Genomic DNA, 19,033 nt, shown 5'->3' with positions numbered 1-19,033 from the left:
GATTCGACAGTTGTGGCTCGGGCCGTTAGCGTCCGGATCGTGCCGTCCCGCTACGATATCCGCCTGCGCACCACCCGCAGGGCCGCCCTGATCGGCGGCGCGGCGCTGACCCTCTCCATTGCCAGCGGCATGAAGGCGGCGGACCTGAAACCCGGCGAGTCCGGACGGGTCAAAACTGTTCCCAGCGGTGACGTTGTCAATCTGGATAGCGGGCTCCGGGTCCGTCTGGCTGGGATCGCAACGCCTCGCAGGGACGATCCGTTTGCCCGTGAGGCGCGTGAAGGCCTGGCCGGGCTGGTCCGCGGACGAGAGGTTCGCCTGTCCTATGGCGGTGATCCACGCGACCGTTATGGCCGCGCATTGGCTCAGCTTCACACGCTGAGCCCTGCCGGTGGGAATGATCTGTGGGTTCAGGCCGAGATGGTCCGGCTAGGGCTGGCCCGGGTCTATAGCTGGCCGGACGAGGTGCTGGATGTGGACACACTATACGCGCTGGAGGCTGAAGCGCGGCAGCTGGGGCGTGGCCTTTGGAGCGATGCGACCTACCGGATTCGCGGTCCGGAGCCCAACGCCCTCGCCCAGCATGTCGACAGTCTGCAGATCGTCGAAGGTATTGTGACCTCGACGGCGGATGTCAGGGGGCGCGCCTATCTGAATTTTGGAGCCGATTACCGAACGGACTTCACCGTCGCCGTGGCAAAGAAGCACCGCAAGCGGTTCACCGAATTCGATCCGGTCGACCTGGAAGGGGCGCGGATCCGCGTGCGCGGCTGGATCGAGCTCACCAACGGGCCGATGATCTGGGCCAGTCACCCGGCCCGGATCGAGGTACTGAGCTAGACCGCAGGCTCGCAGCCGATATCGGGCGGCAGGATCAACGCGTTAATATCCGGCGGATCGGAAACAAGGCGACAGACAACGCCATCGGCGGTACGGAGGATTTCCAGGCGAAAAATCCGATCGGGCAAAGGCAGGCGCGCGCCGCGAGCCTGACTACGGCCATTGTCCCGCGCCATCATCCGGTCGGACGTGGCCAGCGCATCAATATCTGCGAGATAGCCGGATCCCAGACCATCCCTGACATGAACCCGGATCAGGGTCCGGGTTCGGCTATCCGACACATCGGACAGGATGGCGGGCTGAACCGTTTCACCGGTCGTGGCTGGTGCCGACGCACATCCCGACAGGCCGATGAGCCCGGCAAGTCCAAGCAGAGCGATCGGGCGCAAGCCCGTCATTCACGCGCGTCCCACGTCTCGGCGAGTTCGCGGGCCTGAATACGTGGATCGCGCGTCAGGTCCAGTGCCGGGTCCGTGTGGCCTAATGTCTGCGCAAGGTCGGCAGGGCCATCGATCTTCCGGTTGGGAACGGTGCCTGCCGGACATGTGCCGGTTTCGGCATAGGCGATAGCCGTAGCGAACAAGGCTTCATCCGTATCGCCGAGGGCGTGGCCGAAATCGTCGCTGATCTGACAGCCCGGCATGACATCGCCGAGCGAACTCGGAGCCTCACCCGGGGCGAACCCATCCGCATAGTCTCCGAAATTCTTGTCGTTCACACCGCGAAACTGGATGGTGAAATAGGTGATGCCGCAATTATCCGTAGCGTAGAAGCCGTAGGGCTTGCCGCAGGTTCGCTCGCCGATCTGAATGACGTCAACATCGATCCCGCGCAGCCCGTTCATCACGGCCTCTGACGCGGAGCAGGTGCGTCCCGTCGTCAGGACGAAGACGCGCGGCTTGGACACGCTGGGCGCGCTGCGCGATGAGGCCACGGTAAAGTTCTGGCCATTGCTGTAGAATGGGGTCGGCGTGATCCTGTTGCCCGTGACGGGATTAATGCCGTTAGCCTTGTTGTTGAATTGCAGGGTTTCGAAGTTACGGCCGCGCGTCCGGTCTGGTCCGGCCACCATATAGCTGAGCTGTGACGCGATCGCGAGCAGGCCGCCGCCATTATAGCGTAGGTCCAGAACCAGATCGTCGATGTTCGCGGCCTGTAACTGGTCGAACGCGTCAAACAGCGCTTCTTCCGCTGTCCGCGGTGAGAAGGTCGTGAAATGGATATAGCCATAGCGCCGCCCATTCTGGGTCAGGACCGACACGGCATTCACCGGGTCCGCTGTCACGATGGCCGATGTCAGAGATGTCGTAAACCGTGTGCCGTCCAGCCGTTGGAACTCGAACGCATAGGTTTCGCCACCTCCGTCGGGAAACAGCCCCGCATTCAGCGCGTTTGTGTCGGTTCCGTTGACGGCGTCGACACCGTTGACCGTAATGACTTTCATGCCGCGGCTCAGACCGGCCGTCGCGGCGGGGCTGCCCGGTTCGATAAAGGCGACGCGAATGTCGCGCGGCGGCGAACTGGCGACCAAGGCAAAGCGCGCTCCATAGGACGCGCTGGCCCCGGAAGTGGTCAGGCGCAGCCAGTCTTCGCTGTCATAGGTAAAATGAAAGCGGTCCCTGGGATTGCCAGACGCGGTCGTCGCGGTCGTTTTCAGCTCGTCGAAATAGGCCAGCCTGTCGGTGAAGCCGTTAGGATTGCGGTCGGTGATTTCATTGTACCAGAGATAGGTCTCGTCAGACCAGGATCGCAGCCAGAACAGCTCGTCCGACAGTGTGCCCGCGCGGTCTGAAAATGCGTTGCCGTTCAGGTCCGAGCCGGAGCGCGGCGCCGCACACAGGTCCTTGAATTGGGACGCGGCTGCAAACTGGCCCTGTGTCCAGACATTCCCACCCGGTTGGGAAACAGGCGGCGGGGCAGACTGAGATGATGATCCACCGCCACCGCAAGCTGCCAGCAGCATAACCGAGCAGAGGCCTGCGAGTGCGAAATCTACGGTCTTCCCACGAAAAATTGTCATAATACCGACTTCGATCCCCAACCTCTTAGGCGTTTTAGCGCCACTCTGGCATGAAAAAGCCCCCGCACAAGCGGAGGCTTCATCACAAAGACAGATCGTGAGGTCGGCACTATCGCCCAGCAAGGCTAGGCTGCGGCTTCGTTTTCCCCATTATCATTGCCTTCCGCTTCGGCCTGTTTCGCTGCCTTGGCAGCCTGACGCGAACGCGCTTTGGCCAGCGTGTCGAGAATATCAGCCATGGCGGCGTCGTGCGAGCTTTTGCGGATGGCCGCGACTTCGCGCATCATCCGGTCCAGCGAACGCTCATAAAGCTGCCGTTCGGAGTAGGACTGTTCGGGCTGGGCGTCGGTGCGGTGCAGATCGCGAACCACCTCGGCAACCAGAATCAGGTCGCCAGAATTGATTTTCGCTTCATATTCCTGCGCGCGACGCGACCACATGGTGCGCTTTATGCGGGCGCGGCCTTTCAGCGTCGTGAACGCATCTTTCAGGATCAGATCGTTGGACAATGCGCGCATGCCTGAGTTGGAGGCTTTGGTCGTCGGAACGCGAAGGGTCATCTTGTCCTGCTCGAACTTGACGACATAGACTTCAATATCGAAACCAGCGATCACTTCCTGTTCGATGCCGATCACTTCGCCGACGCCGTGGGCCGGATAGATCACATGCTGTCCGACCTTGAAGCTGACCGGTTTCTTTTTCGCAGTTTTTTTCCTGGATGCCATATTGGTAGGAGCCCTGTTATTATCAGGCCGCTCGGCAAGATGCCGAACGGCGTGTGTCATAGCCAAAAGTAACGGCGCGAGCCTCCCGTTCGGAGACGCTCAACGCCGTCTATGACAATACTATAACACATTTTTTCAACAAAAGCAACTCTGTCGCGGCGCAGCGTTAAATAGGGCGCAGCTGGCGGCAGAGTGTCAATTTCGATATGTGATGTAAGACGGTTGGCGTCAGTTAGAGAGACGCTGCCGCGACATGACCTTTCCGTGATTTCCGGAAAGCGGATGGGGTCACGCCTTTTTCCTCCTTGAACAGGCGTCGCAGCGAACTGCTCGACGCGTATCCGCAGGCATCGGCAATAAGGTCGATGGGCAGGTCCGTTTCCTGCAGCAGGCCTGCCGCGCGATCATATCTTTGCAGGCCCATCCACTTGCCGAACGTGGTTCCCGTGATGGCTTCAAACTGTCGGATGAAAGTCCGTGGGCTTAAGCCGGCGAGTTTAGCCGCATCGTCAATTGTGTGACCTGCCGCCATGTCCGCCTTAAGAATTTCAAGTGTCTGAGATAGGCGGTGATGCTTATTCTGAGGTAAAACGGGCTGTATCAGCGTCTGCTGCTGCTGACCGGCTCTCAGGGGCGACACAACCAGCCGTCTTGCCACACTATTGGCCTTGTCGAGCCCATAATCCTGCCGAACGACATGCAAACACAGATCGATGCCAGCCGCGCTGCCTGCAGATGTATAGAGATTATCCTCTTCGCAAAAGAGCGGGGCGTCATCCAGTTTGATGTCGGGATAGGCCCGAACGAAGTGATCGATGAACCGCCAATGCGTCGTCGCATGGCGCCCTTTGAGGAGGCCTGTCGCTGCTAATATATAGGCACCGCCACAAATCGCGACGATCCGGACATTGCGGGCTTGGGCCTGTTGCAGGGCAGCGATCAACTCACTCGGCACGTCCGCATAGGGCGAGCGCCATCCGGGCAAGACGATAATGTCTGCCGTCTGAAGAGCTTCGAGACCGTTCGAAACGAAAAGTTGAACGCCGCCGATAGCCGCAATTCTCGGGCCGTCCGCACTGGCGACACTGAAGCGATACCAGTCCGTTCCGAATTCGGGGCGGGTCAGTCCGAATACTTCGACGGCAACGCCGAATTCGAAGGTCGAGAGGCGATCATAAGCCAAGGCGACGACCTTGGGTCCTGTCAACGAGTTCTGGTCAGAGATTGTCATTCAGGCTCTTAGTTAGACGATTTTGGCAAGATTTGCACGGTCTTTGTCAAGCCATAACATAGCGCCGCCCGGCTGTTCATCATATTCTCAGTCTGAGAAGGAGATCCGATCGTGCCCCATCAGAAGACCGTTTTCGATACCGCCAGTAAGGCCAGCCATGATTACAGACAATCCCTGTCCGCGCGGCCGGTCATGCCGGATGCGGCGAGTCTGGCGCGATTGAAAACACTGCACGGGCCACTCCCGATCGAGGGCGAGGACGAAATCGCAGTCATCGACAGGCTGCACGATATCGGATCACCCAATACCGTCGCGACGACGGGCGGGCGTTTTTTCGGCTTCGTCGTTGGCGGGGCTTTGCCTGTGTCTGTTGCGGCCAGTTGGCTGGCGTCCACATGGGACCAGAATGCCGGAAGCTGGCTCTTGTCGCCCATTGCTGGTGAATTGGAGGTGATTGCAGGTGGATGGCTGCTGGAGCTTCTGGATCTGCCCCGTGACGCGGCCTTCGGCTTTGTCACCGGAGCGACGATGGCGACCTATTCCTCCCTCGCCGCAGCCCGGTCCAGCCTTCTCAATCGACAGGGTTATGACGTCAAAAAGTCCGGTCTGACCAATGCCCCACGGTTGCGGGTCGTGATGAGCGAGGAAATCCATCCGACGAACATTGCCGCCCTCGGATATGCTGGCATCGGAACGGATCAGATCGAATATTGCCCGGTTGATGATCAGGGCCGCATCATTCCGTCCGCCATGCCCCGGCTGGACCCACTGACCATTGTGATGTTGCAGGCTGGAAATATCAATTCAGGCGCATTTGATGATTTCGAAACCGTCTGCGAGATGGCGCGAGCGGTAGGGGCCTGGGTACATGTGGACGGGGCATTCGGATTGTGGGCGCGCACCAGTCAAGACAAGGCGCATTTGACGTCAGGTATAGACCTGGCAGATTCGTGGAGTGTGGATGGTCATAAATGGCCTAACCTGACACAGGATTCGGCCGTTTACTTTTGCCGTGACAGTGAGGCCGTTCATGACGTGTTCGGGGTCGATGCGACCTATCTAATGAAGGATGCCAATCGCCAACCTAACAATTTTACGCCTGAATTGAGCCGCCGAGCACGCGGCATCGAATTCTGGGCTGTTCTGAAAACTTTGGGCGCGAACGGCGTCGCTTCGATTGTGGACCGTTCATGTGCTCATGCGCAGCACTTTGCCGAAGGGCTGAGACAGGCTGGATACAAAATACTCAATGATGTGGTGCTGAACCAGATCGTCTTTGTCGCAGATGACGAAGCGCAAACTCGCCGGGCCTTGAAATATATTCAGGATTCTGGGCAGCTCTGGTTAGGTCCGACACACTGGAAGGGTCACTATGCCATGCGGATCAGCGTGTCGTCTGCAGCCACCACCGAAGACGACGTAACAGCATGCCTGAAAATAATGACCAATGCTTATCATGAGAGCCAGAAATGACTGAACTTGCAAAGCCTGACGATAAAGTCCGTCTGCGCCGGGCGCACCAACTCGGTCATAATGACCGTACGACTGTGAACGTCATTCTGGATAGCGGTTAACTGGCCCATATCGAGTATGTCCATGACGGTGAGCCGATCGTGACGTCGATGATATACTGGCGAGAGGGTGACTTCATATACTGGCATGGATCGACTGCCAGTCGGGCCATGAAATCGGTCGTCGGCGCGCAAGTCTGCATCAGCGTGACGCATCTGGATGGGCTGGTCACGGCGAAATCTGCCTTTCACCTTTCTGCAAACTATCGATCCGTCATGCTGGTTGGGCAAGCAGAAGCCGTAACGGAACCGGACGCCAAGATTGCCAGTCTGCGCCAGTTTATGGAGGAGCATTTCCCGGGGCGGTGGGACGCACTGCGACCGGTTAAAAGCAGGAACTCAAAAGGACTCTGATCGTCCGCATGGCTATCAAGGAGTACGCCGCTAAAGTCAGGACCGGACCGCCCAGCGTAGATCAGGATGACAAGGATCATCCGATCTGGATCGACATTCTGCCCTTACGCCACCGCTTCGACGCTGTTGAAACCTGTCGCTCAGACGCGAACAAAACTGATGTTCCGGATCACGTCGCGCAGCATGTCGGTCGTTCTCTCTGACATCGAAACGGACCGGACTATCCTTGGGTTGCGCGTCTCGGTCTGAATTTGTCGTCAGACGTCACGTCGCACGGACATTGGCGGTTCAAAACGCCTTATCCAGATAGGCGTTATATGCGTCCGGAAGCTCGATCGGGTAGAATAGTCCTGCATAAGATGCCGTGACGAGAGATGCGATGGTGACGCCGAGAATGATCAGGCCGCGCGTTATACGGGTGGACCGGCCTGACCAGTGCAGAGCGGCTGCCAGATGCGCAAACAGAGCAACGATGGCGAGGAAATAATAGGGGATGAAACCGTATTTTATCGGAGCTGTCACCAGGGTCGCGGCGACAAAGTGAAACCCAGTTTCGACGCCGTCAAATGTACGACCGCGCAGAATCCCCAGAAAGATATGGTTGAGGATGAAGACAGCCAGATAGATGCCGCTGACGATCTGAATCCAGGACCAGAGGGGTTTCTGGCTCTGGCGGATACGCGGCCAGACCATGATCAGACCCAGGCCGACTTGTGCAATGAACAGCCCGATCAAGGGGATTTCGATGACAGGCGTCCGGTAGACGGCCCGCGCGGCGTTCATCACGGCAGCTTGGCTGTCAGGCCCGAATATTGCGGCCAGATGGCTCAACAGGTGCGCGGCCAGAAAGATCAGGAGAAGACGTGCGTTGTGGCGGTGCCAGGGTTTGAGCCGCGCCGCGAGGGTCATGACCTATTCGTCGCCTGTACCTGGCTTGGGTGAGAAATATTTCTCGAACTTGCCGGTCTCGCTTTCGAACTGCTCCCGGTCTGCGGGCGCTTCCTTCTTGATCGTGATGACGGGCCAGAGTTCGGCATATTTGGAATTGATTTCCAGCCATTTCCCGTCCGGATCGTCTTCCGTATCGGGTACGATGGCATCGACCGGACATTCGGGTTCGCAAACGCCGCAATCGATGCACTCATCCGGATGGATGACGAGCATGTTTTCGCCTTCATAGAAGCAGTCCACCGGACAGACTTCGACACAGTCCATGAACTTGCAGCGAATGCATTCGTCTTTGACGATGTAGGTCATGGGCGGCGCTTTGGCGACGTCGCGTCAGGGTGTCAACCGGGCGACTGCGTGCCGTCCGGAGACGACAGATCAAGATAGAGTGAGCGCGCTTCGGATGCGGGTCCGCGCCGGGCGCCCGGGCTCAGCATTTCGACATGAACGAGCTGTCTGTGCCGCATGAAGCTGACCTGATCGCCGGGTCGGATCTGAAAATGCGGCTTGGTCACGCGCATCGTATCGCCGGCGCGGGTGAGTCGGAGCTTCTTGCCGGAAACAATGCCCTGTGCCTCGCGCCGCGACTTGCAGAGCCGGGTACGGAACAGCCATGTATCGAGGCGGCAGGATGGGTCGGACGGATCGCTCAGGACTTGTCGTCCTCGGTCTTGCCTGTCCCTTTAAGAGCAGCCAGAGCGGCGAAAGGCGAATTTTCCAATGACTTGGCGGACGCGGCCGATTTGCCGCCTGACGCGCCGCGCTGAGGCCGCGGACCCTTGTTTTTCTGGCCTTTGCGGCCTTTATGGGGGTTGCCTTTATGGGCGCCGCGCTGCGGTCTCGTACTCCGCGCCGGCAGTGACCAATATTCCAAACTGGGAACATCGCGCGACGTCCCGTCTTCGAGCTGTTCACGCGGCACATAGACGGTCAGGGCGGCGCGCTGACGATCGCGGGCGCGCTTGGAGAGCTTGGTCGCGTCCAGCGGGTTTGGTGCAGTCGGTGCGGGGTCTGTCGCCGCGTCCGACGTGCCGCTCAGGGTCGGTTCGCTCGCCGTTGCATCGTCAGGGACGACACCGGGGGCGGGCGCATTGCCGGGCGATGAGACGATCTCGTCAGCTTGGGCTGCTGGGAGGCTTGCGGGCTCGGCAGGCGTGTCGGAAGTGTCGGGCGTATCTGCGACGACATCCGTCGGCTCCTGAGCGGGCTTTTCCAGCGGCGCATCGGCGGTGAATGGCTTGAACCCCAATGCGCTCAGAACGCCGCGCGTTTCGTCCAGTGATGCACCGAGCAGGGCGAGCATCTCGCTCATAATCTGGAAGGTCGGACGTTTGGGTTTATCCGACGCGATCCGTTCGAACTGGCTTTGCGCGTCGCGTATCTGCGTCGCAAGGCGGTTGAGAATATCGAAGCGGACAATGCGGGGCCCGACTGCCCTGTAACCAGCAAGCGACAAGGCTTCCGGCGCATAATCGTCCGATTTCAGATCGCCGTCATTGGGGATCGATGTCACACCGGCAAAGGGGATGAACGGCTTGCGGTCGCCGCCCGCGCCGTAAGCGTTCAACAAGGACAGAAGCCGCGCCGGTTTCGGTTTCATCAGGTCCGGCATGAAGACATTATACTGACCGAACTGGACGCCGACGGCCCGCAGGTCGCGCCGTTCTTCCTGCCCGAGATCACGGACCAGTTTTCCGTGCTGACGCCGGTCGAGCGCACCGTGATGTTCCAGCAGGGTAAAGGCGAAACCCTTGGCCCCCGGCAGCACGTCGGGCTTGTCCTGCAGTTCCTTCAGCTTTTTGAGTGGTTGCAGATGGGTTTCGACCTCGGCGCGCAGGAATTGGCGCATCCGGTCTTCGGCCATTTGGCGAAGTGTCGGATTGCCAAGCTCCCCGCCAATCACCTCGACATCCGGCGAAAAGACGGACCCGGACTTGGCAATCCGCCCGACGGACATGCCGCCCCACAGGATCGTGCCCGCATCCGAGAGTGTGAAGATGGCATGCTGCCCGGAGGAGAGCGACGTCAGCCGCCGGTCCACTTCCGGTGCAACCGCCTTCACCGCAGCGGCTTCCAGCGCTTTGGCTTCGAGATCGGTCGCATTCGCGTCGCGCGTAAACTGCAATCCGTCGAGACGGCCAATCAGGTGGCCATCGACGAAGACCGATCCGTCATCTTTGATAGAAGCGTCCATGTCGGCTCCGGATCCAATTCCTTTTAACAGCATGGATGTCCGGCGATCGACAAAGCGCGCGATCAACCCCTCATGCAGCGCATCCGACAGACGGTCTTCGACCGTACGAGCCTCCTGCGCCCAATGTTCGGGATCGAACATCCAGCTGGATTTAGCCGCGCAATACGTCCAAGTCCGGATATTCGCAAGCCGCGCGGACAAGACATCGACGCTGCCGGTCATGTCATCCACCCGTGCAATTTTCGCGGCCATGAAATTGTCGGACAGTCGCCCGCCGCCCTTGCGCAGCGTCCGGTAGATATCCTGCAAGAGACGCACATGCGCATCGATCGTCAGATTGCGGAAGTCCGGAACCTGACACACATCCCAGAGCTGCCTGACCTGTGCCGGAACCTTGATGCCGTCCGCGACCTCCGGAATGGCCATCATCCGTTCCAGGCTCAACTCATCCTCCGCGCCCTTGATCCGGCGCAGGCGCTTGGTCGGGCGCGGTGCATGCAGCGTTTCGACCAGCCGGTCCAGCGTTGAGAAATCGAGCGCGGAATTACGCCATTCGGCATAGTTCAGCATCTCGAACTGATGGCCGACGATGCGTTCGACCAGACCATCTTCCATCTCCGGGCAGTCCCCTGTCGTCCCGAAGGTTCCGTTTTGGCGGAACCGGCCCGCCCGCCCGGCAATCTGGGCCGCCTCCATCGGGGTCAGGTAACGCCGCCGCCGTCCGTCATATTTGGACAGGCTGGCAAAAGCGACGTGGTTGGTGTCGAGATTCAGTCCCATGCCGACCGCGTCAGTTGCGACCAGAAAATCCACCTCGCCCGATTGGAACAGCTCCGCCTGTGCATTCCGGGTGCGGGGGCTCAGCCCGCCCATGACGACGGCGGCCCCGCCGCGCAGACGACGGATTGCCTCGGCGAGGGCGTAGACCTCCTTGGCTGAAAAAGCGACGATAACGGATCGCTTGGGCAGGCGGTTCAGTTTGGTCGGCCCGGCATAGGACAGTTCGGAGAAGCGCTCCCGGCGATCGAATGTGATATCTGGCACCAGCGTGCGCAGCACATCGCGCGCCGTGTCCGCACCCAGAAACAAGGTCTCTTCCTGTCCGCGCATATTCAGCACACGGTCGGTGAAAATATGGCCGCGCTCATGATTGGCGATCAGCTGCACTTCATCCACGGCGACGAAGGCGAAGCGGCGCTCCACCGGCATCGCCTCGACCGTGCAGACGAAATAGCGCGCACGCGGCGGGATGATCTTCTCCTCCCCCGTGACCAGCGCAACCTGAGCCGCCCCGATCCGGTCCGCGATGCGGTCATAGACCTCCCGCGCCAGCAAGCGCAGCGGCAAGCCGATTACGCCAGAGCTCCGCCCGAGCATCCGCTCCACCGCGTAATGAGTCTTCCCCGTATTGGTCGGACCCAGAATAGCTTTGAGAATCGGCTGAAAGGCCATGGGAGCTATGTTGGTGGGAGTAGGTAGAAAGGCAAGATGGGTTTAAGTCCAAGGCAAGGGCCGTTCCACTTGAAGGTGACTGGCGAGCTAGCGAGTTGTGACCGAGGTATCAAACTTGCGCCGCGAATAGACGACAGTCGTATTGAAACGGTTGATGTAGGCATTACTCATCAGGACTGCCCGCGCCCATTCTTCGTATGACTGCATGGAAGAGGCATGAACAATGATGATGTAATCGCTTTCACCAGACACATGATAGGATTGTTTCACAAGTTTTTGCTCGGCAAAAATTGTATCAAGTTCATTATAAATTTCAGGTGTTTCCTCATTCAATATAACTGAGGTGATGAGGAGTACACCGAACTGTTCGACGTTTACGATTGAGACATCTCGTTCAATGACCCCGTCTCGTTTTAGATTTGTAATGCGGCGCCTGACTGATGAAGCTGAGAGGTTCACTCTCTGTCCAATTGCTTCGTGAGATAATCCCGCATCAGATTGAATGATGTCGAGAATGGCTGTGTCAAATGCGTCCAAAACGGCGAATTCCGATCATGATATGGAAAAATGTGATGAATTGCGCTCGTGTTTTACAAGAGAAACGCCGAGACACGCCAGTCTTTATTGAGAATTGTAACAGGGTCGAAGCAGCTTACGGAGCGATGATAATGCATAAAATTGGCCATTCCGCGTTTGGAATTCTTCTCTCATGCGCCTTTGGGACATTGGCCTATGCCGACAATGGAGAACTCGCCTACGCTTTCGATGCACCTTCCATAAAGGTCGATGGCGATCTTTCGGACTGGCCCGAAGATGTTATTCGCTATGATTTAGACCGCCAGCTTATCGGCGACGTGGATGCCTATTTCCAAGTCGCTTACAATGCCTCAGAAGGCGCAGTCTATATTGGACTCAGTGTTGGCGATGACATTCATATTGCATCTGAGGACAGTCTTGACACCTTAAACCTCAAAGATAGCCATATCCTCTATCTGGACCCTTACCACTCAAAAAACGGATCTGCCCCCTTCGCCTTTTCGGCGGCTGGTGACGACGTAACTCCCGTCATTGATGATGAGAGCTGGGCTCCTGCTGTAAGAGCGGCTTATCCGTGGCCCATGTCCCACGCATTCTCGCGGCGGGAGGGTGTCTCTGTTCACGAGTGGTCTTTTAATCTTGGGAGTGAATTCACCCCCGGAATGACCATCGGCCTGGATCATATCATACTCGATATAGATCAGCCCAAGTCGGAAAACCTGTCCTCAGCATCCATGTGGGGATCATATAATGGCAAGACGAACCGGTCGGGGCGATTGGGTGATGTGATGCTTGTGCCTGATCGCGCAGACTTGGGCACAGTCAAAGGCCGCATAAAATGGTCAGACAGTATCGACGGACCTGATCTGTCGAACTGGAGAATTCGCATCGATCCTCTGGGTCGAAAATATGGCTGGGTTCAGGTCCGTTCGGGAGAGGGCGGTGAATTTGAGTTCGACCTGCCTCTAGGCAATTACCGTATCAGCTCTCCGTTCCGGCTTTATAACGGTTCAGATGAAACGCGTTATGATCTACGTCTCAGTGATGCGGATATCGTAAACTTTCAGGTGCGCGCTCGTGAAACCATAGATCTAGGCGATATCGCTTGGGCAACCCGTGACCCCTTAAAAATTCCAACTCAGCCTGGCTTTCTGTTCGATTATGACCCGTCGAAAGAAGCGTCACTGAACGCCTTCATCGAAGAAGCGCTGGATTACTACCAGATCATGGGTGCCTCAATTGCCCTCATCGTGGATGGGGAACTCGCCTATTCACAGAATTTCGGGTTTCGGAATAACTATACGCAGCAAACAGTTGATGAGGCGACGCTGTTCGAAGCAGGCTCTGTCACAAAGCCTATTTTCGCTTTGGCTGTGCTGCGTCTGGCGGAGCGGGGCGTTATCGATCTGGACACACCATTGGCTGACTATCTGCCATTGGAATCCCCACCGGAGGATATTCGTTACAAAAAAATGACGGCACGGCATGTCCTGTCCCATCAGACGGGTCTGCCGAACTGGAGACACCAGACATCCGACGGACAGCTTGATCTTGTATTTGTTCCCGGAACAGGTTTTCGCTACTCCGGAGAAGGGTTCGAATATCTGGGTCGGGTTGTTTCGCATCTGACGAATAAGTCACTAGAGATGATTTTCCTGGACGAAATCATCAGACCGTTCGCGGTCGGGGAGAATATGATCTTCAAGGATACGGGAGCGCTGATTGATCGCGTGGCGTTCGGACACGACTTTGATCGCCCGAACAATGCTCAGCTACCCGAAAATGTTGGTCCGGCCTATTCCATGCAGACGAATGCGACGTCATTAGCAAAGGTCATGACCGCGATGTTTGATCATGTGGGACTGTCAACTGAGACATATTTGGCCCTATTTGAAGAACAAGTCCTCACGCCTGACCCGGCGTCAAGTCAGGCATGGCCTGTCTATTATGGTCTCGGCTTCCAACTGATCGATACGACTTTCGGTCCTGCGATAAGCCACACAGGGCTGAATGGGTCAAACAATGCGATCTTCGAGGGGTATTTGAACGAGAGATCCGGCTTTATCGTACTTACGAATAGTGATGTTGGTCGACAGTTTTATCTCGACTTACGTGAATTCTTGGTCGTGGGTGGTGAGTAGATTTATTCCTATCCCGTTCGATTGCAGTGACGCATCGGTCCATTTGAAGGGATTGATCAAAGCGAATCATTGACCTGAGTCCGTAGAAATCGAGGGGTAGGATTAGAAGGAGCTTACTCACGCCCCCTCAACCTTTTCCCGTTAAGTCATAAACGCGATGAAGACCTTTCTGACACTCCTTGGCGTGATCACCGTTGCTCTGCTGGGCGTGGCGGTGTTCTTGCTGGCCAAGGGCCTGCACATCGATGATTCCATCGTCTTTGTGCCCAAGCCTTTCCCGGAGCGGGCGGAGCTGACGATCCGGGCGGAGAGCGGGCTGGGGCGGCCCGTCCGGCATGAGCGACTCTTCTTTGGCGGGCAGGTGATCGCGATGAGTACGGTCGGCGATGATCGCGGTCCGCTTGTCCTGACCTGTTTCGGTAATGCGTCGGACCGGATCACTTCAGGCGCAAATACGGCGCGCAAGGCGGGTGATTTCGGACAGGTCGTGATGTGGGATTATCCTGGTTATGGCGATAGTTCCGGCGCGGCGGGCGCTGCAGCGATCGACGGGTTGGCTGATGATTTCGTTGCTCTGATCGATGAACGCGCGGGCGACCGCCCCTTGCTGTTCTGGGGACATTCGCTGGGCGGATTCGTCTGCTCCAATCTTGCGGCACGGTCGCGCGCCGTCGACGGGCTGGTGCTGGAGACGACGGCGGCCAGCATCCATTCGGTCGCACGGGCCTGGACACCCAAAGGCGTGCCCCTCCGCGTGACCTATGATGAGGCGTTGCTGGATTTCGATATTCCGCGCTCGCTGGAGGGGTTCGACAAACCCGTCCTGATCATCGGGGCAGGTCGCGACCGGATTCTGCCCGTCGATCTGTCGCGCGAATTGTCTGCGACCCTGCCGCAGGCGCGCTATTTGGAACTGCCTGAGGCGACGCACTATTCCGCCGGGTTCGATCCGCGCACACAGGCCGCCGTGGCGGAGATGGTGGCGGGGCTATGACAGGCGTAGGGTAAACCTGGCGCCGGAACCTAGCTATCGATCGTGATGACTTCGCCGTCCGGTGTGACCATGACCAGACCCGTCATCTTGATGATCGCCTTGAAACTGCTGATCCGGTAGGCAAAGCGCACTGGGACATGCATGTCGATGTCCGGATAATAGTTGAAATAGATATCGACGGGCGTACCGGCCTCTTCCGCATCGGGCAGGTCTTCGGGATCGAAGCCTGAAATCGGTTCGTAATAGGCGTGGCAATGGATCGCGGTCTGCTTGTCGCCAAGATATTTGACGCGCGCATCGCCGACCGGGCTGAGTCGCAGATTGTAATGCTGTTTCGAATCGAAGACGGGAACCCGCCCGCTGCATAGGGACGCTGCATCCTGCCGTCCCTTGCGGGTCATGTGCAGCAGCGCAGTGATCGTGTCATATGCAGCGAAGCGTTCATCCGGCGTGGCCGGCGGAATGCCCTGACTGCCGAGCGGCGGAACGATGTCGACCGTCACCTCTGCGGCGTCATTGTCATAGACCATTTCGACGCGGCGGTTCTTCTTGTCCGTATTCTGCTGCACGTGAAAATCCGGGCGCAGATCGCCGTCGCCCGTTATGCGACCGCGTGTGACCGACCAGATGTCCATCTTCTTGAGTAAGGCCCCCAGGCCGGATGTGCGAATATCGGCATAGGCAGCGTAGTCCTGCGTGTCCTCATAGCCGAAATAGCTGACATTCAGCAGTTTGATTCCGAAAACATAGCCCTTCATCGTGAAGGCGAATTGGTTGGCATCCGCGCTCGGGGCCGGGACGATCCATTGCCGCTCGCCCAGATTTTGATCGTTCAGGACCGATATGTGCCGGGCTTCCCCGATCAGATTGACAGTTGCCGGCGCTGTTTGCGCCAGCGCGCCATGGCCTGCTGCCAGTCCGCCCATAAGGGTTGCGCCGAGCGCTGTTGCTGTGAGAATGCTCTGTTTCATGAACCCTATCTATTCGTCGCGATCTGTCGCGCCCATGAACAATGACGGCTCTATCCATTAAGCTTTGGTCAGGTGATCGGGAGGATTGGGTCGGGCTTAGGCCTGCCAGACGCGGCTGTGAAAGATCGTCTCGCCATGCGTGTCGGGCTTGACCCGATCCGACTCTGGGCTTATGGCCCGCCGCTGATCGCCCGCTCCAGCGGGCCTTTTTACATTGTCACATCAGACCCTTTTTTTCGAGGCAAGCATCATGTCCCGCACTTGCGACCTTCTGGGCACCGGCCCGATGAGCGGCCACAACGTCTCCCATTCCAACATCAAGACCAAGCGTCGGTTCGAAGTGAACCTTTGCAACGTCACCTTGCGTTCCCAGGCTTTGGGCCAGGATTATCGTCTTCGCATTGCGGCCAAGACGCTGCGCACTGTCGACTTCAAAGGCGGCCTTGACGGTTTCCTGATGGGGACGAAGAACCACAAACTGACGGACAAGGCCCGCAAGCTCAAAAAATCCGTTGCGGCCAGTCTGGAAGCTACAGGCTCAGAAGCGGCCTAAAAACCATTTCAAAATCATGCGTCGAACGAACCCGCCCGATGGCGGGTTTTTTCTTGTCCGAGACAGCCTTGTCCCGCGATCATGAGCAGGGCGGCGATAACGACGAGATTCTTGAAGAACAGGCTGAGTTGCAACTGCTGCATTCCGCCGTCCAGTGTCCAGAATCTGTGGAAGATCAGATTTGTCGCAAGCGTGAAGAAACATAGAGCCAAGGCCGCCATCACGACAATTCTTCTGCCGCGCCCCAGCATCACAAAAGCACCAGCCCCGATCTCCAGCGCAATCGTCAGGGGCAGTAGAAGCGTTGCAGGGGTCAATCCTGCCGCCTGCATCATGTCCAGCGTGTTCGGATAGGACAGGATTTTATTCGTTCCGGCGAGTACGAAAAACAAGCCGGTGATAACCCGTCCTGCGGTGTAAAAACGGGTCCCTGCAGGATAATTCATTGCTCTGCTACGCGGGCTTCTGCTTGGGCCAGAGTCTTATCGAGCGAGGTTGTGAGAAACGGAGTGATCTCTTTATTGACAAAACGCTGCACCAAGACGCGTTTGAAGCCGGCATTGGGCTTGACCTTATAGCTCCAGTTCATGCGGGTTTGACTGTCGCCGATCGGAAGGAATTCCATGACGCCGTGAACGTGATCGACATTGTTGCCGACCGCACCGGTAAAGCCCCATATCTGATATTCGAACCGGTCCGGCTGACTGACGAGAACGCGCTCGAGCACAAAATGTCCGTCATCCTGTTCGACGCGTCGCGTGGCGCCGACTTCAGGCCAATCGCCGTCAAAATAAACGGTGTCGACCGGCATGCTGATTGTGTCGGTTGGTTCGAAATTCGCGACGATCCGGTTGTCCTCGTCAAGAAAGGTGCGCAGTTGCGTCAACTTCATCGGAAAATCCCGCGAAATTGTTGTCTCGGCATAACCCGACTCAGATAACGCTGGATAAGTCGTGAAATCAGCTGGCGGCGTGCTGGGTGGCTCCACATTGGAACAGGCCGTCAGCAGAGCCGCAGCGATGAGAGGTACGTGAAGGTGTTTGCGCATAAGGGTTATCTCCAATATAATACGATATTCGTAACAAATACTACGAAGGTCGCAATAATAGAAAATGAATAGGGATCATACAGACAGGCTGTTGGGGGCCGTGGATGCCGTGTTGAACCGCTACCTGGTTGAAGGGGCGGACGGACAGCCGCGTCCTCTGCGCTATAATCCGGTTGATTATCAGACGCTCAAGCGATTGGAGACGCAGCCTGACAGTCGGGCCACTGATATAGCGGGGCAACTCGGTGTTCCAGCGACGACCATGCAGTCAGCACTCGATCGGCTCGTGCGAATGGGCTTTTTGCAGAAAGGGAATCATCCGACCGATGGGCGCGCGAAAGTCTATCGCCTGTCGGAAAAAGGTGTGGCACTGCGTCACAAGATTCACAGGCAGGACCGCGCGAACATTAAGGCGATGCTGAATGTTCTGGATGTGAACGAGCAGGACCGGTTTGTAGAGATGATGGAGCGGATTGAAGCGGCCGTGCGCCGTTAATCCAGACAGACCCGTTCGCCCATCTTGGCCACCTTATAGCCGCGATTGCGGATAGTTCTGGCGGCGTCCGAGCCCGGGTAGCGGGCAGGATTGGTGTGATTGAGGTGGAAGAACCGGATCTTGTCGCGCTCCGCGCGCGACAAACCCTCGAACCGGGACATGGATTCTGTCACGCGCGGGTGGGGAATGGCGGACATGTCGCGACCGGGCAATTCATGATCATCGAAAAAGGTTGCGTCCAGATAGGCCGTGTCGACCTTGGCCAACATGGCCTCGATAGTGTGGCCATGGTCGCGGTCCCATTGATCCCAGTCATCGATGTCAGGAAGAAACAGGATGCGTTTGGTTGGCCCGCTTACCACAAATCCGACTGTCTCTGAATATTCATCCCGGTGTGGAACTTGGTAAGGCGTGACAGCCAAATATGCGTTCAGCCGCGTTTCCACACCGTCCCGGATCGGTACCAGGCCAATATTGTCATAGCGGACGAGCTGGTCCCATGGTCCATTCGTGGAGAGATAGTCTGCCATTCGGGGCATAGCATAGACGGGAAGCTTTTTTGCTCCTGCAGATTCGTGCCCGGCGAAGATCAGACCGGCATAATGCCCAATATGGGCGTGCGTCAGGAACACCCCTGATAGGCCCATCGGCAGGTCTGCTTTCGCGGCCCCAACCTCCGTTTCAAGTCGGTGGAGTTGCTCACGCATGTCGGGCGTAGCTTCGAAAAGATATCGATTTCCCGAACGGTGATCCACCAAAGCTGCCGATGCAGCCAGTAGCTGCAACGATGGATCCGTCCACGCCGGATCCTCATGATTGTCGATTTGCGGGGCGCCACCATCCTGCCCGATGCCGAGGATGACAAATTCGACGTCACACTGTGCATATGCGCGGGGTGCTGATTCTGACGTCGCGCAGCCTGTCGCCAGCAGGGTGCTTGCCAACAAAGAAAAGCCCC

21 protein-coding genes and 1 pseudogene are annotated in these 19,033 nt (G+C 57.7%); 8 read left to right on the top strand and 14 right to left on the bottom strand.

Annotated elements, in window-relative coordinates; translation table 11 throughout:
- Positions 1-12: 12 nt before the first annotated feature.
- Positions 13-840: a thermonuclease family protein gene (locus tag AB6B39_RS13365; RefSeq protein ID WP_284373956.1), complete on the top strand. Its 828-nt coding sequence runs from the start codon at positions 13-15 to the stop codon at positions 838-840.
- On the opposite strand, the gene AB6B39_RS13360 is transcribed toward AB6B39_RS13365, so the two are convergent.
- The 4 genes from AB6B39_RS13360 to AB6B39_RS13345 all read right to left on the bottom strand — a co-directional run bounded on the left by AB6B39_RS13360 (position 837) and on the right by AB6B39_RS13345 (position 4,816).
- Positions 837-1,238 (bottom strand): hypothetical protein, encoded by a 402-nt coding sequence (locus AB6B39_RS13360; RefSeq protein WP_284373958.1) that lies wholly within the window; start codon positions 1,236-1,238, stop codon positions 837-839. The genes AB6B39_RS13365 and AB6B39_RS13360 overlap by 4 nt on opposite strands.
- On the bottom strand, positions 1,235-2,860 hold the full coding sequence (locus tag AB6B39_RS13355; protein WP_284373960.1) for a S41 family peptidase: 1,626 nt from the start codon (positions 2,858-2,860) through the stop codon (positions 1,235-1,237). The genes AB6B39_RS13360 and AB6B39_RS13355 overlap by 4 nt, the downstream gene beginning before the upstream one ends.
- 125 nt (positions 2,861-2,985) lie before the next feature.
- Entirely contained in the window at positions 2,986-3,585 is a 600-nt protein-coding gene (locus AB6B39_RS13350) for a CarD family transcriptional regulator (RefSeq protein WP_284373963.1), read from the bottom strand.
- A gap of 232 nt (positions 3,586-3,817) precedes the next feature.
- Positions 3,818-4,816 carry a helix-turn-helix domain-containing protein gene (locus AB6B39_RS13345; protein ID WP_284373965.1) on the bottom strand — a complete coding sequence of 333 codons (999 nt, stop codon included), beginning with the start codon at positions 4,814-4,816 and terminating at the stop codon, positions 3,818-3,820.
- 111 nt (positions 4,817-4,927) lie between these two features.
- On the opposite strand from AB6B39_RS13345, the gene AB6B39_RS13340 reads away from it, so the two are divergent.
- From AB6B39_RS13340 to AB6B39_RS13330, 3 genes are all read left to right on the top strand, one after another.
- A complete protein-coding gene (locus AB6B39_RS13340) occupies positions 4,928-6,289 on the top strand; it encodes a pyridoxal phosphate-dependent decarboxylase family protein (RefSeq protein WP_284373967.1) in 1,362 nt (453 codons plus the stop codon).
- 101 nt (positions 6,290-6,390) lie between these two features.
- Positions 6,391-6,741, top strand: a complete 351-nt coding sequence (locus AB6B39_RS13335; protein WP_371398768.1) for a pyridoxamine 5'-phosphate oxidase family protein — start codon at positions 6,391-6,393, stop codon at positions 6,739-6,741.
- 8 nt (positions 6,742-6,749) lie between these two features.
- A complete protein-coding gene (locus AB6B39_RS13330; RefSeq protein WP_284373969.1) occupies positions 6,750-6,944 on the top strand; it encodes a hypothetical protein in 195 nt (64 codons plus the stop codon).
- A gap of 85 nt (positions 6,945-7,029) precedes the next feature.
- Here AB6B39_RS13330 and AB6B39_RS13325 read toward each other — a convergent pair whose 3' ends face one another.
- From AB6B39_RS13325 to AB6B39_RS13300, 6 genes and pseudogenes are all read right to left on the bottom strand, one after another.
- Positions 7,030-7,650 carry a hypothetical protein gene (locus AB6B39_RS13325; RefSeq protein WP_284373971.1) on the bottom strand — a complete coding sequence of 207 codons (621 nt, stop codon included), beginning with the start codon at positions 7,648-7,650 and terminating at the stop codon, positions 7,030-7,032.
- Between the two features lie 3 nt (positions 7,651-7,653).
- Positions 7,654-7,998, bottom strand: a complete 345-nt coding sequence (gene fdxA, locus AB6B39_RS13320; RefSeq protein ID WP_284373973.1) for a ferredoxin FdxA — start codon at positions 7,996-7,998, stop codon at positions 7,654-7,656.
- Between the two features lie 32 nt (positions 7,999-8,030).
- Positions 8,031-8,204, bottom strand: a complete 174-nt coding sequence (locus AB6B39_RS13315; protein ID WP_371398621.1) for a hypothetical protein — start codon at positions 8,202-8,204, stop codon at positions 8,031-8,033.
- Positions 8,205-8,243: 39 nt separating this feature from the next.
- Positions 8,244-8,342: pseudogene (locus AB6B39_RS13310) on the bottom strand (S4 domain-containing protein); the annotation flags it as partial.
- Entirely contained in the window at positions 8,339-11,335 is a 2,997-nt protein-coding gene (locus AB6B39_RS13305; protein WP_284373976.1) for a helicase-related protein, read from the bottom strand. The pseudogene AB6B39_RS13310 and the gene AB6B39_RS13305, both read right to left, overlap by 4 nt.
- Positions 11,336-11,422: 87 nt before the next feature.
- The gene (locus AB6B39_RS13300) at positions 11,423-11,872 is read right to left on the bottom strand and encodes an Lrp/AsnC family transcriptional regulator (protein ID WP_284373978.1); all 450 of its coding nucleotides are present in this window, start codon (positions 11,870-11,872) and stop codon (positions 11,423-11,425) included.
- A 131-nt stretch (positions 11,873-12,003) separates the two neighbouring features.
- On the opposite strand from AB6B39_RS13300, the gene AB6B39_RS13295 reads away from it, so the two are divergent.
- Both AB6B39_RS13295 and AB6B39_RS13290 read left to right on the top strand, forming a co-directional pair.
- The gene (locus tag AB6B39_RS13295; RefSeq protein WP_284373981.1) at positions 12,004-14,013 is read left to right on the top strand and encodes a serine hydrolase domain-containing protein; all 2,010 of its coding nucleotides are present in this window, start codon (positions 12,004-12,006) and stop codon (positions 14,011-14,013) included.
- Positions 14,014-14,170: 157 nt separating this feature from the next.
- Complete coding sequence (locus AB6B39_RS13290) at positions 14,171-15,007, top strand: alpha/beta fold hydrolase (protein ID WP_284373983.1); 837 nt, start codon at positions 14,171-14,173, stop codon at positions 15,005-15,007.
- A gap of 29 nt (positions 15,008-15,036) precedes the next feature.
- On the opposite strand, the gene AB6B39_RS13285 is transcribed toward AB6B39_RS13290, so the two are convergent.
- Entirely contained in the window at positions 15,037-15,978 is a 942-nt protein-coding gene (locus AB6B39_RS13285; RefSeq protein WP_284373985.1) for a DUF3108 domain-containing protein, read from the bottom strand.
- 250 nt (positions 15,979-16,228) lie between these two features.
- Between AB6B39_RS13285 and rpmB the strand changes: the two genes are divergently transcribed.
- A complete protein-coding gene (gene rpmB / locus AB6B39_RS13280; RefSeq protein ID WP_284373987.1) occupies positions 16,229-16,531 on the top strand; it encodes a 50S ribosomal protein L28 in 303 nt (100 codons plus the stop codon).
- Between the two features lie 14 nt (positions 16,532-16,545).
- Here the strand turns inward: rpmB and AB6B39_RS13275 are convergent, their stop codons facing one another.
- Positions 16,546-16,977 carry a DoxX family protein gene (locus AB6B39_RS13275; RefSeq protein WP_284373989.1) on the bottom strand — a complete coding sequence of 144 codons (432 nt, stop codon included), beginning with the start codon at positions 16,975-16,977 and terminating at the stop codon, positions 16,546-16,548.
- Complete coding sequence (locus tag AB6B39_RS13270) at positions 16,974-17,579, bottom strand: hypothetical protein (RefSeq protein ID WP_284373993.1); 606 nt, start codon at positions 17,577-17,579, stop codon at positions 16,974-16,976. Before AB6B39_RS13270 ends, AB6B39_RS13275 begins: the two co-directional genes overlap by 4 nt.
- Positions 17,580-17,643: 64 nt before the next feature.
- Between AB6B39_RS13270 and AB6B39_RS13265 the strand changes: the two genes are divergently transcribed.
- A complete protein-coding gene (locus tag AB6B39_RS13265; protein WP_284373995.1) occupies positions 17,644-18,075 on the top strand; it encodes a MarR family winged helix-turn-helix transcriptional regulator in 432 nt (143 codons plus the stop codon).
- Here AB6B39_RS13265 and AB6B39_RS13260 read toward each other — a convergent pair.
- On the bottom strand, positions 18,072-19,019 hold the full coding sequence (locus tag AB6B39_RS13260; RefSeq protein WP_284373997.1) for an MBL fold metallo-hydrolase: 948 nt from the start codon (positions 19,017-19,019) through the stop codon (positions 18,072-18,074). The two genes, AB6B39_RS13265 and AB6B39_RS13260, sit on opposite strands and share 4 nt — an antisense overlap.
- Positions 19,020-19,033 lie beyond the last annotated feature (14 nt).

It is taken from the genome of Algimonas porphyrae (assembly GCF_041429795.1).
GTDB lineage: Bacteria > Pseudomonadota > Alphaproteobacteria > Caulobacterales > Maricaulaceae > Litorimonas > Litorimonas porphyrae.
Note: the sequence above shows the minus strand (reverse complement) of the source record. Positions and strands in the feature narration are given on the sequence as shown.

What these genes read in the sequence shown, in the direction of transcription:
- AB6B39_RS13360 (WP_284373958.1), bottom strand. Translation starts at nt 1,238, where the DNA reads ATGACGGGCTTGCGCCCGATCGCTCTGCTTGGACTTGCCGGGCTCATC.
- AB6B39_RS13355 (WP_284373960.1), bottom strand. Translation starts at nt 2,860, where the DNA reads ATGACAATTTTTCGTGGGAAGACCGTAGATTTCGCACTCGCAGGCCTC.
- AB6B39_RS13350 (WP_284373963.1), bottom strand. Translation starts at nt 3,585, where the DNA reads ATGGCATCCAGGAAAAAAACTGCGAAAAAGAAACCGGTCAGCTTCAAG.
- AB6B39_RS13345 (WP_284373965.1), bottom strand. Translation starts at nt 4,816, where the DNA reads ATGACAATCTCTGACCAGAACTCGTTGACAGGACCCAAGGTCGTCGCC.
- AB6B39_RS13330 (WP_284373969.1), top strand. Translation starts at nt 6,750, where the DNA reads ATGGCTATCAAGGAGTACGCCGCTAAAGTCAGGACCGGACCGCCCAGC.
- AB6B39_RS13325 (WP_284373971.1), bottom strand. Translation starts at nt 7,650, where the DNA reads ATGACCCTCGCGGCGCGGCTCAAACCCTGGCACCGCCACAACGCACGT.
- fdxA (WP_284373973.1), bottom strand. Translation starts at nt 7,998, where the DNA reads ATGACCTACATCGTCAAAGACGAATGCATTCGCTGCAAGTTCATGGAC.
- AB6B39_RS13305 (WP_284373976.1), bottom strand. Translation starts at nt 11,335, where the DNA reads ATGGCCTTTCAGCCGATTCTCAAAGCTATTCTGGGTCCGACCAATACG.
- AB6B39_RS13295 (WP_284373981.1), top strand. Translation starts at nt 12,004, where the DNA reads ATGCATAAAATTGGCCATTCCGCGTTTGGAATTCTTCTCTCATGCGCC.
- AB6B39_RS13290 (WP_284373983.1), top strand. Translation starts at nt 14,171, where the DNA reads ATGAAGACCTTTCTGACACTCCTTGGCGTGATCACCGTTGCTCTGCTG.
- AB6B39_RS13285 (WP_284373985.1), bottom strand. Translation starts at nt 15,978, where the DNA reads ATGAAACAGAGCATTCTCACAGCAACAGCGCTCGGCGCAACCCTTATG.
- rpmB (WP_284373987.1), top strand. Translation starts at nt 16,229, where the DNA reads ATGTCCCGCACTTGCGACCTTCTGGGCACCGGCCCGATGAGCGGCCAC.
- AB6B39_RS13275 (WP_284373989.1), bottom strand. Translation starts at nt 16,977, where the DNA reads ATGAATTATCCTGCAGGGACCCGTTTTTACACCGCAGGACGGGTTATC.
- AB6B39_RS13270 (WP_284373993.1), bottom strand. Translation starts at nt 17,579, where the DNA reads ATGCGCAAACACCTTCACGTACCTCTCATCGCTGCGGCTCTGCTGACG.
- AB6B39_RS13265 (WP_284373995.1), top strand. Translation starts at nt 17,644, where the DNA reads ATGAATAGGGATCATACAGACAGGCTGTTGGGGGCCGTGGATGCCGTG.